Raw genomic sequence first — 15,351 nt, forward strand, 5'->3', positions numbered from 1 at the left:
GTCACGAGCAGGTCGTCGCACCAGGGAGGATTGCATGAAGGACTTCGTCCACCGCCGTCGCGCGCAGTTCCTGAGCGGAACGATGCTCGTTGCACTCGGGCTCGCCTGCCAGCCGGTCGCCGCCCAGACCGCGCCGCTGCCCGGCGCCGCAGCGCAGGCGGGCGCCGCGACGCCCGCCCCCACCGACGGTCAGGCCCAATCGCCCACGACTCCGGACGCCGCCGGCAACGCCGATGCCGAGGCCGCGGATATTGTCGTCACCGGATCGCGCATCGCCCGCGCCGGCTTCGACGCCTCCACCCCGGTCAACGTCGTCGACGCGCAGGACATCAAGCTGTCGGGCAACGTCAACGTCGAACGCACGCTCAGCCAGCTGCCCCAGGCGGTCGGTTCGCAGCTCGGCGGCGCGACCTCCAACACCGTTCCCGGCGGCTATGCCGACGTCAACCTGCGCGGCTTCGGCTCGACGCGGAACCTCGTCCTCGTCAACGGCCGCCGCTTCGCAATCTTCGGCCCCGAACAGGTCACCGATCTCAACACGATCCCCTCGACCCTCGTCGCGCGGACGGAGATCGTCACCGGCGGTTCGTCGGCGGTCTATGGCTCGGACGCGATCACCGGCGTCGTCAACTTCATCATCCGCGACGATTTCGAGGGCGTGGAGGGCCGTGCGCAGGTCAACATGGACCGCCCGACCGGCACGCCCGTCTATAACTTCGACCTGACGCTCGGCGGCAATTTCGCCGAGGGCAAGGGCAACCTCGTCGTCGCCGGCAACTATCTGAAGCGCGGCGCGATCACCCGCGGCGATCGTGGCAGCTTCGCGTTCGATTCGCTCAACGACGGCTGCGTCACCCGCGACAGCGTCAGCCCCGACCGCGCCGGCACGCCCTTCAGCCCCGCTGCGGGCCTCGGCTGCGTCGCCGGCGGCGGCGCGCTCGGCTTCGTCGCCGGCGGCAGCGGCGACATCCCCAACGGCCGCTTCTCGGGCATCCCCGCCTTCGGCGGATCGAACGCCGGGCTCAACGCCGCTTATGCCGCCGCCGGCCTCGGCGCGCTCGGCACGCGCGGCTTTACCTTCAATAACGCCGGCACCGCCGCCCGTCCGCAGCTGACGCCGCAGGACGATTTCAACCTCGGTCCCGACAACTATTTGATCCAGCCGCAGGAACGCTGGATGATCAACAGCTTCGGTCACTATGACTTCAGCGACAAGATCACCGGCTACATGGAGCTGCACTACAGCAACAACGTCGTCGATGCCCGCCTCGCGCCGACCAACGTCGGATCGCCGACGCTGTTCAACGTCAACAACCCGTACCTCACCCCCCAGCTGCAGGCGGTGCTGCGCCAGCTCGACCTCGCCGAGGTCGGCACCACCAACGTCGTCAGCGGCACCGCGAGCCGCACCACCGTGGCGGGCGACGGCCTCGCCGTGCTCACCGCCGGCCGCCGCTACGTCGAGGTCGGTGCGCGTCAGGCCAGCGAGCGCCGCAACGTCTTCCGCGGCGCCTGGGGCTTCCGCGGCGACCTGGGCGACGTCAGCGAGAACGTCCTGACCGACCTCAAATACGACGTCTATTACACCTACGCCCGCAGCGAGGACACGCTGCTGCTCCGCAACGCCATCTCGCGCAGCCGGTTGCAGGCGAACCTGCTGTCGGTGAACGGCGCGGCGCCGGTCTGCAACATCTTCGGCGCGAACGTCTCGACCGCCTGCGCCTCGGCGATATCGATCAGCGCGACCAATTCGACGATCGCGACGCAGCAGGTCGCGCAGGGGTCGGTCACCGGCAACCTGTTCAAGCTGCCCGCCGGCCCGGTCGGCTTCTCCTATGGCTATGAATGGCGCAAGACGAGCGCGCAATTCACCCCCGACAGCTTCCTGTCGTCGGGCGACGTCGCCGGCTTCAACCCCGGCCTGCCGACCCGCGGCAGCACCACCGTCAAGGAGGTGTTCGGCGAAGTCCGCGTGCCGCTGATCCACAACACGCCGTTCATCGACAGCCTCGTCGCCAACGGCGCGTTCCGCTATTCCAACTACAGCCTCGGCGGCGTCGGCGGGGTATGGACCTATCTCGGCGGGCTCGACTGGCGGGTCAACCGCGACATCGCCTTCCGCGGCCAGTACCAGCGCGCGATCCGTGCGCCGAACGTCGGCGAGCTGTTCGGCGGCGTCAACCGCGTCGTCGCCGTCGCGACCGATCCCTGCTCCAGCCGCGCCCCCGCCGCGCAACAGACCGCCGCCGTCCGCGCCGTCTGCGTCGCGACCGGCGTGCCGACCGCGAACGTCTTCAGTGCCGTGGTCCAGCCCAACAACATCATCCCCGCCGATTTCGGCGGCAATCCCAACCTCGGCGCGGAAAGCTCGGACACCTATACCGTCGGGGCGGTCATCACGCCGTCGGCGCTGCCGCGGCTGTACCTCAGCGTCGACTACTTCAACATCACGCTGGACGGCGCGGTGTCGTCGCTCGGCGGCGGACTGCAGAACACGTTCAACCTCTGCTACAACGTCCTCCAGGACGCCAACAGCGAGTTCTGCCGCGCGATCACCCGCAGCCCGACCACGGGCGAGATCAACGATCCCTATGTGGCGCGCATCCTCAATGCCAACACCGGATCGCTCAAGACGTCGGGCATCGACTTCGCCGCGCGCTATCGCGTCAACCTCGGCTTCGGCCTGCCTGGCTTCGGCAGCAGCAGCTCGATCGACTTCGGCACCAACTACACCTGGCTGGCGGAATTCACCTCGACCCCGGTCGCGGCCTTCCCCACCATCCAGAACAAATGCGCCGGATCGTTCGGCCCGACCTGCGGCCAGCCGCTGCCGCGCTGGCGCGGGACCAGCCGCATCACCTGGAACATCGAGGATCTGAGCCTCAGCGTGCGCCATCGCTACGTCGGGCCAGTCGTCACCGACCGCTTCGTCGTGCCGCTGCGGCAGGGCAGCGCCGCCGCGCCGACGCTCGCCAGCATCTCCTTCCCCAAGCTCGACGACCAGAATTACTTCGACCTGTCGTTCAGCTACGACATCGCCAAGCAGGTCCAGCTGTTCGGCGGCGCCAACAACGTCTTCAACAACAAGCCCCCGATCACGACGCAGGGTCCCAACGCCAACACCTTCTCGGCAACCTACGACGTGCTCGGCACCGAATTCTTCCTCGGTGCGACGCTGAAGTTCTGACCCGTCCCCCAACTGGGCGGAGCGGCACGTCGCCGCTCCGCCCGCTTTCTTGTTTCAGGAGCCGCCCGATGACGCTCGACCGCCGTTCGATGATCCTGGGCGGCGCGTTCGGCCTCGCCGCGCTGCCCGGCACCGCCGGCGCGCAGGTCCGTCCGTCGCTCCCTGCTCCCGCATCCGGTGGCTGGGTCGACGTCCGCCACCATGGCGCGAAGGGCGACGGCACGACGATCGACACCCCCGCCTTCAACCGCGCGATCGACGCCGCGGCGGCGCGCGGCGGCGGCACCGTCCACGTCCCCGCCGGCACCTATGCCTGCTACACGATCCGGCTGAAGAGCCGCGTCACGCTCCACCTCGACAATGGCGCGACGATCCTCGCCGCCGCCCCAACCGCGAGCGGCGGCTACGACGTCGCCGAGCCCAATCCGTGGGACATGTTCCAGGACTTCGGCCACAGCCACTGGAAGAACAGCCTGATCTGGGGCGAAGGGCTGCACGATATCGCGATCGTCGGTCAGGGCCTGATCTGGGGCAAGGGCCTCGGCCGCGGCGACGGCAAGGACAATTGGCTGAAGGACCCCAACGGCCCCGGCACCGGCAACAAGGCGATCGCGCTCAAGAATTGCCGCAACGTCCTGCTCCGCGACTTCAAACTGCTGGAGGGCGGCTGGTTCGCGCTGCTCGCGACCGGCGTCGACAATCTCACCATCGACAATCTGCTGGTCGATACCAACCGCGACGGTTTCGACGTCGATTGCTGCCGCAACGTGCGGATCAGCAACTGCACGGTCAATTCGCCCTATGACGACGCGATCTGCCCCAAGAGCAGCTACGCGCTCGGCGAGCCGCGCATCACCGAGAACCTGACGATCGCGAACTGCTTCGTCACCGGCAACTACAAGATCGGTTCGGTCATCGACGGCAGCTGGCAGAAGATGCCCGCATCCTTCGCCAAAACGATCCACGGCCGAATCAAGTTCGGCACCGAAAGCAACGGTGGCTTCCGCAACATCGCGGTCAGCAACTGCGTGTTCGAGGACAGCCGCGGCCTCGCCTTCGAAACCGTCGACGGCGCGATGATCGAGGATGTCGTGGTGGACAACATCACGATGCGCGGCATCGTCGATGCGCCGATCTTCCTGCGCCTCGGCAAGCGGATGCGCGGGCCGAAGGGGCGCGCGATCGGGACGATGCGCCGCATCTCGATCAAGAATGTGGTCAGTTCCAACGCCACGCCCCTGCCCTCGGTCATCGCCGGGCTCGTCGGCCATCCGATCGAGGACGTACGGATCAGCGACGTCTACCTCCACCACGTCGGCGGCGCCCCCGCCGCGATGGCGCGGCTGAACCCGCCCGAGGAGGAACTGGGCTATCCGGAAGCGACGATGTTCGGCGACTTGCCCGCCACCGGCCTGTTCGTCCGCCACGCGCGCAACCTGCAATTGAGCAACGTCGAGGTGGCGGTCGCCGCTCCCGATCCGCGCCCCGCCTTCCGGTTCGAGGACGTCGCCGGCGCCGACGCTTTCCGCGTCAAGGTTCCCGCCGGCGTCGGCTTCGCGCTGCGCGACGTCACCGGTTTCCGCACCATCGGCAGCCGTTCGCTCCCCGACCGCACGATCGCCGGACCGTTCACCGGCGAGGTATGAGCATGACGGTCAGCAGGCGCGCCGCGATCGGCGGCCTGGCCGCCCTCGCGCTGCCGCTGCCCGCTGCGGCACGCGCGCCGGACACGCTCGGTCGCATCGCCGCGGCGAAGGGCATCCGCTTCGGCAGCACGATCGGCCTCAACAATTTCGAGGACCCCGCCTATCGCGCGCTCAACGCCCGCGAATGCGCGCTGGTCGTGCCGGAGACGGAGATGAAATGGCGCGCGACGCGCCCCGATGCGCGCACGTTCGATTTCCGCGCCGCCGACCGGATCGTCGACTGGGCCAATGCCAACCGCCTCGGCGTGCGCGGCCATACGTTGCTGTGGCATTCGGAACGCTGGATGCCCGACTGGGTCAGGCAGCATGATTTTGGCGCCAATCCCCGCGCCGAGGCGGAGCGCCTGCTCACCGACCATGTCCGTACCGTCGCCGGTCGCTATGCCCCGCACGTCGACAGCTTCGACGTCTTCAACGAGGCGATCGATTCCGACACCGGCCTGCTCCGCGAAACCGCGCTGTCGAAGCCGATCGGTGCGGAGGCGGTGATCGACATCGCCTTCCGCACCGCGCGCGAGGCCGCGCCTGGGGCCCAGCTCGTCTACAACGATTATATGGGCTGGCGCAGCGACGAGGGCGCCCACCGCACCGCCGTGCTCAAGCTGCTCGAAACGCTCAAACGGCGCGGCACGCCCGTCGATGCGCTCGGCGTGCAGAGCCATCTCGGCAGCAAGTTCAGCGACAGCCCAACCGGCCTCGGCGCGCTCGACGAACGGGCGTGGCGGACGTTCCTCGACGAGGTTACCGGCATGGGCCTCGACCTGCTCGTCACCGAACTCGACGTCCACGACAATCCACTGCCCGGCGACATCCGCCGCCGCGATGCGGAGATTGCTGCTCACACCCGCGCCTATCTCGACCTGATGCTCTCCTATCCGCAGACGCGGACGGTGATGTGCTGGGGGCTCGGCGACCGCTACAGCTGGCTCAACGGCTTCCGCCCGCGCGCCGATGGCCTGCCCAAGCGCCCCTGCCCGTTCGATGCACGCCTGCGTCCCAAGCCGATGCGCGATGCGATCGCCGCGGCATTGATCTCGGCACCCGCCCGGGTCTAGTCAGCCGCCGAGGGCATGACGGGGGGCATGGAATGCGGTTGATGGGCCTGATCGTCGCGGCCACCGCCATGCTCGGCGGCAGCGCGGAAACCGTCCGCCGTCTGCCCGCGGTCGAGGCACGGCAGGGCGTCGCGGCCGGGCCGCGCGATCTCTACGCGATCGCCAATTTCCGGATCGCCCGCTACGACAAGACCACCGGCGAACGGCGCGCCGTCTGGGAGGGGGAGAAGGCCCGCTTCCCCCACCTCAACAGCTGCGCGATCATCGCCCGCGACCTGGTCTGCGCCCTCTCCAACTATCCCGCGGTGCCGCAGTGGAGTTCGGTCGAATTCTTCGATCCGGTCACGCTGGCGCATCGCCGCACGGTAGCGCTGGGACAGGGCATCGGCTCGCTCACCTGGGTCGACCGGCATGACGGCGCGTGGTGGGCGATGTTCGCCAATTACGACGTCAAGGGCGCCGAGCCCGGCCGCGACCACCGCCATACCCTTCTCGTCCGCTTCGACGACGCGTGGCGACGGACACAGAGCTGGGCGTTGCCGCCCTCCGTCCTCGACCGAATCGCTCCGATGAGCATATCCGGCGGTGGCTGGGGACCGGACGGGCGCCTGTACCTGACCGGCCACGACCGGCCGGAGATGTATGCCATGACCCTGCCTGCGGGCGGAGCGGTGCTCGACCATGTCGCGACGATCCCGATCGAGGCGGCCGGACAGGCGATCGACTGGGACGAATCGCAGCCCGGCATGCTCTACGGCATCGACCGCGCCGGCGGCACGATCCTGCAGATGAAGGTCGCCACGGCCGGCCGCTGACGGCCGCCACGCCCTCGCCGCGCCTTTTCCGCCCAATATAATCGTCGGCATAATTGAAGGTGTAACAATTGGATACCAACGGGCGGACGTCGCTGCATCGCAGCACGAATGTCCTGTGGGGGTCCATGTTCAAATCCGTTCTCGCAACCGGCACCGCGATCGTGTCGTTCTGCCCCGCCTTCGCCACCGCGGTTCACGCGCAGGCGACGACCGTTCCCGTCACGGCGGCGGCCGGCACGGCGGAGGCGACACCGCAGGATACCACCCAAGAGGAACCGAAGAGCGACATCATCGTCACCGGATCGACGCGCGCGCAGCGCCGCTTCGATGCCTCCTATGCGATCAACACCGTCTCGCAGGCGGATATCGAGAAGATCGCGCCGGTCAATTTCGCCGACCTGATCGGCCAGCTGCCCGGCTTCCAGACGGAGATCACCGGCGGCGAGGTCCAGAATATCTATCGCATCCGCGGCCTGCCCAACGACGGCGGCTTCGTCAGCTTCCAGCAGGACGGCCTGCCGCTGTTCCACGAGAATGACGGCGTCTTCTTCCGCGGCGATGCCATCCTGAAACCCGATCTGATGACCGAACGGGTCGAAGTCGTCCGCGGCGGCCCCGCCCCCGTCTACGCCAGCTATTCGGGCGCGATCGTCAATGCGATCGAGGTCACCGGACGCGATCAGCTGCGCGGCAAGGCGCAGGTGACGCTCGGCGACACCGGCCTCTATCGCGCCGACGTCGTCCAGTCCGGTCCGCTCGGCAACCGGACCTATTATGCGATGGGCGGCTTCGTCCGCTATCACGACGGCTATCGCGACAACGGCTTCCCGAACGACAAGGGCGGCCAGTTCCGCGCCAACATCCGCCACGACCTCGACAACGGCTCGCTGCGGCTTAGCGTCAATTACGTCAACGACCACAACGTCTTCTACCTGCCGATCCCGACCGCCGACCCGCGCAATCCGTCGGTGTCGCTCGACCGCTACATCGATTATTTCTCCGGCACGATGAACTCGCCGGCGCTGCGCAACGTCAACCTGCGCTACCGCAACGGCGCGGGCGTCATCCAGAATCAGGCGAGCGATCTCGCCGATGGCCGCCACATGCGGATGCTCAACATCGGCACGCAATATGACGCCGAATTCGACGGCTGGCTGCTGTCCGCCAAGGCCGGCTTCACCATGGGCAAGCTCGATTTCAACGCTTTCTATTCGACCACCAATCCGGTCGATGCCAACAGCTATGCCAACGGCTTCCGCACGCGCGCGACGACCGCGTTCGGGCCGGTCGCCTCATTCGGCTACGTCCTCGCCGGCACCAATACGGTCTACAATCCCTATGCCGCGTCCGGGCTGGTCGTGCAGGGCCAGTATCGCGACATCCATTCGCGCTTCTATTCGAACCAGGCCAATGTCACGGTCGCTAAGAAGTTCGACACCGGCATCGGCAGCCACGATCTGAAGCTCGGCGTCTACGGTAGCCTGTATGGCGAGGACAGCCGCACCATCTACCAGAATTACCTGATCGAGGTCGCAGGCAAGCCGCGGACGCTCGATCTGGTCGCCTATAACGCCGCCGGCACGCGGATCGGCAGCGTCACCGACAATGGCGTGCTCAACTATGCCGCGACGCTGACCCGCGGCAATGCGGATGCGCGGATGATCGCCGTCTTCGCCAATGACACGTGGGAGATCGTGCCGGGCCTGCGCATCGACGCCGGCATCCGCCACGAACGCTACGGCTACAAGGGCTATGCCCTGCTCACCGGATCGGCGAACCTCGGCAATGCCGCGACGCTCGCCGACGATACGACGCGCGCCTTCACCGGCGGCATCGTCAACCAGCGCGGCAAGCCGAACGTCACCAACTGGACCGTCGGCGCCAATTACGATTTCAGCCGCCATGTCGGCGTCTACGGCCGCGCCTCGCACTTGGAAACGCCGCCCAGCGTACAGACGGTGATGAACATCAACCCGACGATCCTCACCACGATCGCCGATCAGTACGAAGCCGGCCTGAAGCTCGCCGCGGGACGTTCGTATCTCTACGTCACCGGTTTCTACACGAACTTCGATCCGCTCAACGCCTCGTTCCTCGCCTTCGACCCGACGACGGGGCGCAACGACGTCAACATCCCCTTCATCGGCGAGGCGCAGGTGAAGGGTGTCGAATTCGACGGCTCGTTGGCCCTGACGTCGTGGTTCTCGCTCAACGGCGCGCTAACGGTCAGCGATCCGAAGTACCGCAACTTCCAGAGCTCGACCGGCGCCGACCCGGTCCAGGCCGAGGGCAAGCAGATCGTCCGCCAGCCGAAGATCTACGGCAACATCCGTCCCAGCTTCGACTTCGATCTGGGCGGCAACGCCATCTCGGTCTATGGTCGCTACACCTATATGGGGAAGCGCTTCGTCGACCTGTACAACAACACCGCCTTGCCCGCCTACGGCACCACGGGTGCCGGCGTGACCGTACGCCACGGCACCTGGCAGTTGCAGGTCGTCGGCGACAACCTGTTCAACGCGCATGGCCTGACCGAGGGCAATACGCGGACCGATCAGCTGAGCGGCCAGGGCAATGCCGAGGCGATCTACGGCCGGCCAATCTTCGGCCGCAACGTCCGCCTCGTCGTCGGCAAATCGTGGTGAGGCTGCGGCGGGCGCTGCTGGCGACGGCGCTGATGCTTACGGGCACGCCGGTAATCGCAGCGCCCGCCGCACCCGCGGCGGCGATCGGCGACCGTGTCGCCGCCGCTTTGTCGCACCGCCTGTTCCCGCTGTTGTCGGCGATCGGCACGGACCCGGCCGCGGTCGCCCGACTGCGCGCCCGACCGGGCGTCGCCGCGATGCTCGCGGACCGGGCCGGCCGCCGCGCCGCCTGCGGACAGGATCTCACCTGCATCGCGCAGGCGCTGGTCTGGACGCCCGCCGAAGCCGCGACGCTGGTCGGCGCGATCCCGACCGACGCGCCGGCCGCGGACGATGGCGCCGCGGCGCAGGCGCAGCGCGAGATCGACGGCATCAACGTCGTCCTGCGCACCTTCGGCCTCGGCCAGGTGCCGCGCTACCCGCTGATCGACGGCGCCGGCATGATCGACCCGCAGGAAACGCGCGCCCGGTTGCAGGCGGCCGACTGGCTGTCGCGCACGCCGCGCGCCGGGTCGGCGCAGGCGCTGGACGGCAGCGTCGAATTCGCGCTGGCGCTCCTCGATGCCAGCGACCGAACGGATGCGATCGCCTTCGATCCGCTGACCGGCGGGCTGAACGCCGCCGCGTTCCGACGCGCGGCGACGCTCGACTGGAAGCGCTGGCGCTACAGCGCGCTGATCCTGACCGGTGTCGGGCCGGAAACGCCCGACATGCCGTTGAGCCCCTTCGGCAAATATCACGTCCGGCTTGCCGCCGAGCGGTTCGCGCGTGGGGACGTGCCCTTCATTATCGTCACCGGCGGTCGCGCGCATCCCCGCGCCACCCGCTTCACCGAGGCGGAGCAGATGCGGAGCGCGCTGATCGACCGCTATGGCGTGCCGGCGGACGCGATCCTCGTCGAACCCTATGCGCGCCACACCACGACCAACCTGCGCAATGCCGCCCGCATGCTGGCGATGTTGGCGGCCCCCGCCGGGATGACGGCGCTGATCGTCTGCAATTCGGGCCAGAGCGCAATGATCGCCAGCGCCGCCTTCGCGCAGCGCAATCTCACCGAACTTGGCTATGCGCCGGGCCGCGTCGGGCCGCGTCTGTCGCCGACCGAACTGGAATTCCAGCCTGCATCCGCCTCGCTGCGCGTCGATCCGCGCGACCCCCTCGATCCCTGATCCCGGAGCCCTCCCGATGATGCGCCCTGCCCTGCTTGCCACGATCGCCGCCGGCGCGCTGGCGGCGTTGCTTCCCGCCCCCGCGCAGGCATGGGGCGGCACCGCGCATGCGGTGATCGACCGCGCCGCAATCGAGGCGATCCCCGACGACGGCCCGACGTTCCTGCGGGCCCACGTCGATTATATCGCGGGATCGGCGTCGCTGCCCGACGCCTGGCGCGGATCGTCCGAGAATTTCTCGAAGATCGAGGAGGATCCGAACCACGGCTGGTTCCGCGAACAATTCACCTTCCTTCGTCCAATCCCGCGGTCGCGATACGAATTCGTGATCGCGCTGTTCAAGCACCACGAGACGATCAAGCGCACCGATCCGGCCACGGCGGCGCGCACCAACGTGCGCTGGACCGGCACCCTGCCCTATGCCGCGATCGAGGCCTACGACCGGATCGTCGTCTGCATGCGCGACGTCCGCGCCGCCCGCGCGGCGGGCCGCGATGCCGGGTTCGCCGAACAGCATTGCGCCTTCGACGTCATTCGCCTTGGCCATTACATCGGCGATGGCGCGCAGCCGCTGCACGATTCCGTCAACAGCGACGGCTGGCGCGGGGACAACCCCAGGGGCTACACCACGGACCGCTCGATCCACGGCCGCTTCGAAAGCCGCTTCGTCGACGGCATGAAACTGACGGTGGCGGATATCGCCCCCCGCATCGGCGCACCGGGGCATCGCAGCGGCGACATGTTCGACGCGGTGCTCGCCTTCCTCGACACCGCCGGCGACGCGATGGAGCGCGTCTATGTGCTCGAGAAACGGAACGGCTTCGCCGACTTCGCCGATCGGGACGTGCGCAAGCTGATCTACGATCGCACCGCCGCCGGCGCGGCGATGCTGCGCGACATGCTGTGTCGCGCCTGGACGGAAAGCGCTGCCGCCCCCGCCGAGGTCACGCCCTCGCCGATCGACTTCGCCAATCCGCGCTTCAACCCGGAAACCGGATCAGCGCCCGACTGACGCATCGTCGCGCGGCCGCAGCGCGCACAGGCCGTAGAAGACGAACCCCCTGAGCAGGGTCCTCAGCCGGAACAGGTGGAAGAACCGGATCGTCGGGAACACCGGTCGCCTGCGCCATAGCTCGGTCACCGCGTCGCCGACGTCGCGGCGAAGCACGCGCGCGATCCGCCGGTCGGCGAACAGATGCTTCGCATAGAGCGCGCCGTCACCGAACGCATAGCCGGTCAGCAACGTCCGCAACGCTTCGGGGGAGCGGCGGCCATGATAATGTAGAATGGCGAAGTGCGGATCGTAGCGAACCGGGATGCCGCAGCCCATCGCGCGGAACAGGAAGTCGGTGTCCTCCGCCGCGCGGAACGGCGCCCCCGCCCCGAATCGTTCGTCGAACGTCCCGACGCGGGCGACGACGTCGCGCGTGAAGGCGAGGTTGGCGCCCATCACGAACCCGCCGGGAAAGCCGTCCGCCGGCGCGACCATCGCATGATCCTCCAGCTTGATCGTCACCGGCAGGTCGGCCGGATCACCCAGCCGGATGCGCCCGCCGATGACGACGGGCGCCGGCACGTCGGCAAAGCGCGCGACCAGCATCGTGAAATAGCCGGGGTCGAGCACGCAATCGTCGTCGGTCAGCGCGACGATCCGCCCCCGCGCCCGCGCCAGACCGGCGTTGCGCGCCCGCGCCAGCCCCGGCCGCGGTTCGTCGACCAAAGTCACCGCAAATCGCTGCCGATCCCGCCACGCGGCCAGCCGGGCCGGCGTATCGTCGGACGACCCATTGTCGACCAGCACCACCTCGAGCCCCTCAAATGCCGCTGCGGCGCGGGTGATCGACGCCAGCGTCCGGTCGAGCGAGACGCCGCGGTCGCGCGTACAGATCAGCAGGCTGACGTGGATCATGCGAGCAGCGACGAATCCGCGGTCCAGGCGGCGATATAGGCGGACAGCTTGCCGTAATCATTGTCGAGCGCGACGTGCGGGATGTCGAGCAGCAGGCAGAGGATATGCGCGTGCAGCCGGTCGGTGACGATCCGCCGCCCGCGCGACAGCAGCGCCAGCCCGCGATCGACGCGCGCGGCGGCGAGGCGCTCGCAATGGCTGGGATGCGTCTCGCCCGCCCGGCGCTCGGGCAGCGGACCGTCGTCGAGCCAGTCGAGGACCACGGCATCCGCCTCGACCGCATCGTGCGCGACGCGCTCGTCGTCGGTGCGCATCAGCATCAGCAGGTCGCAGTCCGCTGCCCTGCGCGCCTGCCGGCCGAGCGCGAAGGCGCTGTCGGGGGCGAGATCGACCGGGCAGGCCCAATGGCGCCGTGCCAGCGCGAGACCGGGGCGGTCGCGGACATGGAGGTGGAAATCGGGATGCCCGGCCACCAGCGCGCCGAAGGTGGCGATGCCTGCAGGATCGCGGAAATGGATCGACTGCGGCAATTGGACGATGCGCCGGTCGCGCACCGTCGCCAGCATCGTCTCGCGGAACGCCTGATGATGCCGCCAGATGTCGCCGAGATTGCCGCCGCCGTGCAGGAACAGCACGCCCGTCGGGCTCTCCGCGCGAAACGCCGCCATGTCGAACCCGTCCCAGCTCGCGACATAGTCCGGATCGCGGCCGGTGATGCCCCGCAGCATCGCGATCTCGCCGAGCCAGATCGCGCTGTCGCCGACATTGGCGTGGTCGGGGAAATCGACCAGCGCATACCGGTCGCCCGGACCGACGTGACGGCGGTACATCGCCAGCAACGCCGCCTGCTGGCGCGCAACGACGTCGATCCCCGTCACGCGGCCCGAGACAGCCGTGCGGCGACGACCTCGGCATACAGGGCCTCGCATCGGTCGAGCCAGCGGTCGCGGGTGAACAATCGCTCGACCCGGTCGCGCGGGACGTGGCGGGGGATCGTAAGCGCGGCGCGGATCGCGGCGGCAAGCGCGTCGACATCGTCGGCGGGGGCGAACCGCCCCGCCTCTCCGATGACCTCGACCGCAGCGCCGCGGTCGAAGGCCGCGACCGGCAGCCCGCAGGCCATCGCCTCGATCGCGACCAGCCCGAACGGCTCGTCCCAGCACGGCGTGAACAGGAACACCCCCGCCCGCCCCAGCTCGACGGCGAGCGCATTCCCCTCCAGATGCCCGCCATAACGGACCATCGGTCCCAGCAGGGGTTCGACCGCCGCCGCCCAATAGTCCGGGTCCTCGATCGATCCGAACAGCGTCAGCGGCACGCCGGCACGCAGGGCCGCCTGCGCCGCCAGATGCGTGCCCTTGTTGGGCGTGATCCGGCCGCACCAGATCGCGCCCTCGCCCGTCGCGGCGAACGGCCATGCCGCGGGGTCGATGCCGTTGTGCAGCACCGATGCCTCGGGCGGCGCACCGTCGGGGAACCACGCCCGCAACTGGCTGTGCGACGTCACCGTCAGTCGGTGGGTCGGCGCGGGGCTCGCCTTCACGAACCAGTGCAACGCGTCATAGGGCGGCACGTGCAGCGAGGTGACGGTGGGGACGCGTGCGGTCCGCGCCGGCTCGATCGCAAAGCGGTGAAGGCTGTTGTTGTGGACGACGTCGAACCCGCCCGCCGCGATCCGGTCGCACGCCGCGGCATAGCCGGCATCGACATGCGCGATCAAGGGCGCCGAGCCGCGATGCTCCGCCCACGGAAAGGTCCGCTCGTAATGTTCGGCCAGCACCGGGTCGATCGTGAAGCGCGGATCGCTGTCGCCCGCGGCGAACAGCACGACGTCATGACCACGCGCCGCCAGCCCCTCCGCCAGATACCAGCTGTGCGATTCCATGCCCCCCATGAACGGCTGCGCGATCCGCTGGCGGACATGGGCGAGCAGCGCGATCCTCACGCGGCGACGCGATCCGCGCCGCCGATGCGCGCCTCGAGCACGCGGATGACGCTCGCGGTATTGGCATATGGCTGATGGCTCTGCTGCCCGGTCAGCGCGAGGTCGTCGGCATCGGGACGGCGCAGGATGCGGATCGGCGCATTCTCGGCATCGTCGACCAGCCCCATCAGCCGGAACGCATAGAGCCAATGCCCCATCGTGCGATATCCCCAGCGCGCCTCGAACAGCTCGGCGTTGCGCACGACGCTGTCGATATGATGGACCGGCGGCATATGGTGCGGATGGTATTGGTGGTGCGCCAGCCCGCCTTTGATCCAGGCGATCGGCACGCCGGCGGTGTCGAGCAGCTTGCCGAAATCGGTGTCCTCGCCGCCATAGCCGCGATACCCCTCGTGAAAGCCGCCCACCGCGAGGAAGGTGGCGCGGCGCATCGCGAAGTTGAGCGACCAGAAGCAGCGATAGTCGTTGCACAATTCGATGCCGTCCGCGGGCGGCCCGCGGCGGTCCGAATGCCGCACCGCAATCGCCTCGAACGCCGCGCTCTGCCAGTCGCCGTCGGTCGCACCGCCGGGCAGGTACATCACCTCCCCCATCAGCAAGCCGTCGAGTTCGCCGAGCCGGCGCGCGTAATCGGCGACGAGCGTCGGCGTCGGAATGCAATCCATGTCGAGGAACACCAGCGCATCGCCCACGGCGGCACCCGCGGCGGCATTGCGCGCCGCGGCGAGCGGCAGGTCGCCGCCGGCGATCATCATCTGGCGGATCGGGAATGGCGCGGCGGGCAGGTCATAGGTGCCATCCTGCATGACCGCAACGATCAGCTCGACCGGCAGCTGCGTCTGGCGGGTCAGCCCGGTGACGAGGTTGCGAAGATGATCGGGGCGGCCGCCGGCCAGCGTAACGACGGAAACGGACATGAC

The 15,351-nt window shown here is 68.6% G+C and carries 11 protein-coding genes; 7 read left to right on the top strand and 4 right to left on the bottom strand.

Annotated features, from left to right (window positions below):
* Positions 1-34: 34 nt before the first annotated feature.
* From AC1RTO_RS17385 to AC1RTO_RS17415, 7 genes are all read left to right on the top strand, one after another.
* Positions 35-3,187, top strand: coding sequence for a TonB-dependent receptor domain-containing protein (locus tag AC1RTO_RS17385; RefSeq protein WP_493162063.1), 3,153 nt, complete (start codon positions 35-37; stop codon positions 3,185-3,187).
* A gap of 68 nt (positions 3,188-3,255) precedes the next feature.
* On the top strand, positions 3,256-4,833 hold the full coding sequence (locus AC1RTO_RS17390) for a rhamnogalacturonidase (protein ID WP_493162064.1): 1,578 nt from the start codon (positions 3,256-3,258) through the stop codon (positions 4,831-4,833).
* A gap of 2 nt (positions 4,834-4,835) precedes the next feature.
* A complete protein-coding gene (locus tag AC1RTO_RS17395) occupies positions 4,836-5,948 on the top strand; it encodes an endo-1,4-beta-xylanase (RefSeq protein ID WP_493162065.1) in 1,113 nt (370 codons plus the stop codon).
* 41 nt (positions 5,949-5,989) lie between these two features.
* Entirely contained in the window at positions 5,990-6,763 is a 774-nt protein-coding gene (locus tag AC1RTO_RS17400; protein WP_493162066.1) for a hypothetical protein, read from the top strand.
* 125 nt (positions 6,764-6,888) lie between these two features.
* Positions 6,889-9,408 carry a TonB-dependent receptor gene (locus tag AC1RTO_RS17405; RefSeq protein WP_493162067.1) on the top strand — a complete coding sequence of 840 codons (2,520 nt, stop codon included), beginning with the start codon at positions 6,889-6,891 and terminating at the stop codon, positions 9,406-9,408.
* Positions 9,402-10,577: a YdcF family protein gene (locus AC1RTO_RS17410; protein WP_493162068.1), complete on the top strand. Its 1,176-nt coding sequence runs from the start codon at positions 9,402-9,404 to the stop codon at positions 10,575-10,577. Before AC1RTO_RS17405 ends, AC1RTO_RS17410 begins: the two co-directional genes overlap by 7 nt.
* A gap of 16 nt (positions 10,578-10,593) precedes the next feature.
* A complete protein-coding gene (locus AC1RTO_RS17415; RefSeq protein WP_493162069.1) occupies positions 10,594-11,589 on the top strand; it encodes a phospholipase C/P1 nuclease family protein in 996 nt (331 codons plus the stop codon).
* Here AC1RTO_RS17415 and AC1RTO_RS17420 read toward each other — a convergent pair.
* Genes AC1RTO_RS17420 through AC1RTO_RS17435 form a run of 4 tightly spaced genes read right to left on the bottom strand, consistent with a single transcriptional unit; the run spans position 11,575 to position 15,348 of the window.
* Positions 11,575-12,486, bottom strand: a complete 912-nt coding sequence (locus AC1RTO_RS17420; RefSeq protein WP_493162070.1) for a glycosyltransferase family 2 protein — start codon at positions 12,484-12,486, stop codon at positions 11,575-11,577. The two genes, AC1RTO_RS17415 and AC1RTO_RS17420, sit on opposite strands and share 15 nt — an antisense overlap.
* Entirely contained in the window at positions 12,483-13,364 is an 882-nt protein-coding gene (locus AC1RTO_RS17425) for a polysaccharide pyruvyl transferase family protein (RefSeq protein WP_493162071.1), read from the bottom strand. Before AC1RTO_RS17425 ends, AC1RTO_RS17420 begins: the two co-directional genes overlap by 4 nt.
* The gene (locus AC1RTO_RS17430; RefSeq protein WP_493162072.1) at positions 13,361-14,431 is read right to left on the bottom strand and encodes a glycosyltransferase; all 1,071 of its coding nucleotides are present in this window, start codon (positions 14,429-14,431) and stop codon (positions 13,361-13,363) included. The genes AC1RTO_RS17425 and AC1RTO_RS17430 overlap by 4 nt, the downstream gene beginning before the upstream one ends.
* On the bottom strand, positions 14,428-15,348 hold the full coding sequence (locus AC1RTO_RS17435) for a galactosyltransferase-related protein (RefSeq protein ID WP_493162073.1): 921 nt from the start codon (positions 15,346-15,348) through the stop codon (positions 14,428-14,430). The genes AC1RTO_RS17430 and AC1RTO_RS17435 overlap by 4 nt, the downstream gene beginning before the upstream one ends.
* Positions 15,349-15,351 lie beyond the last annotated feature (3 nt).

It is taken from the genome of Sphingomonas sp. GW821-FHT10F09, assembly GCF_058809195.1.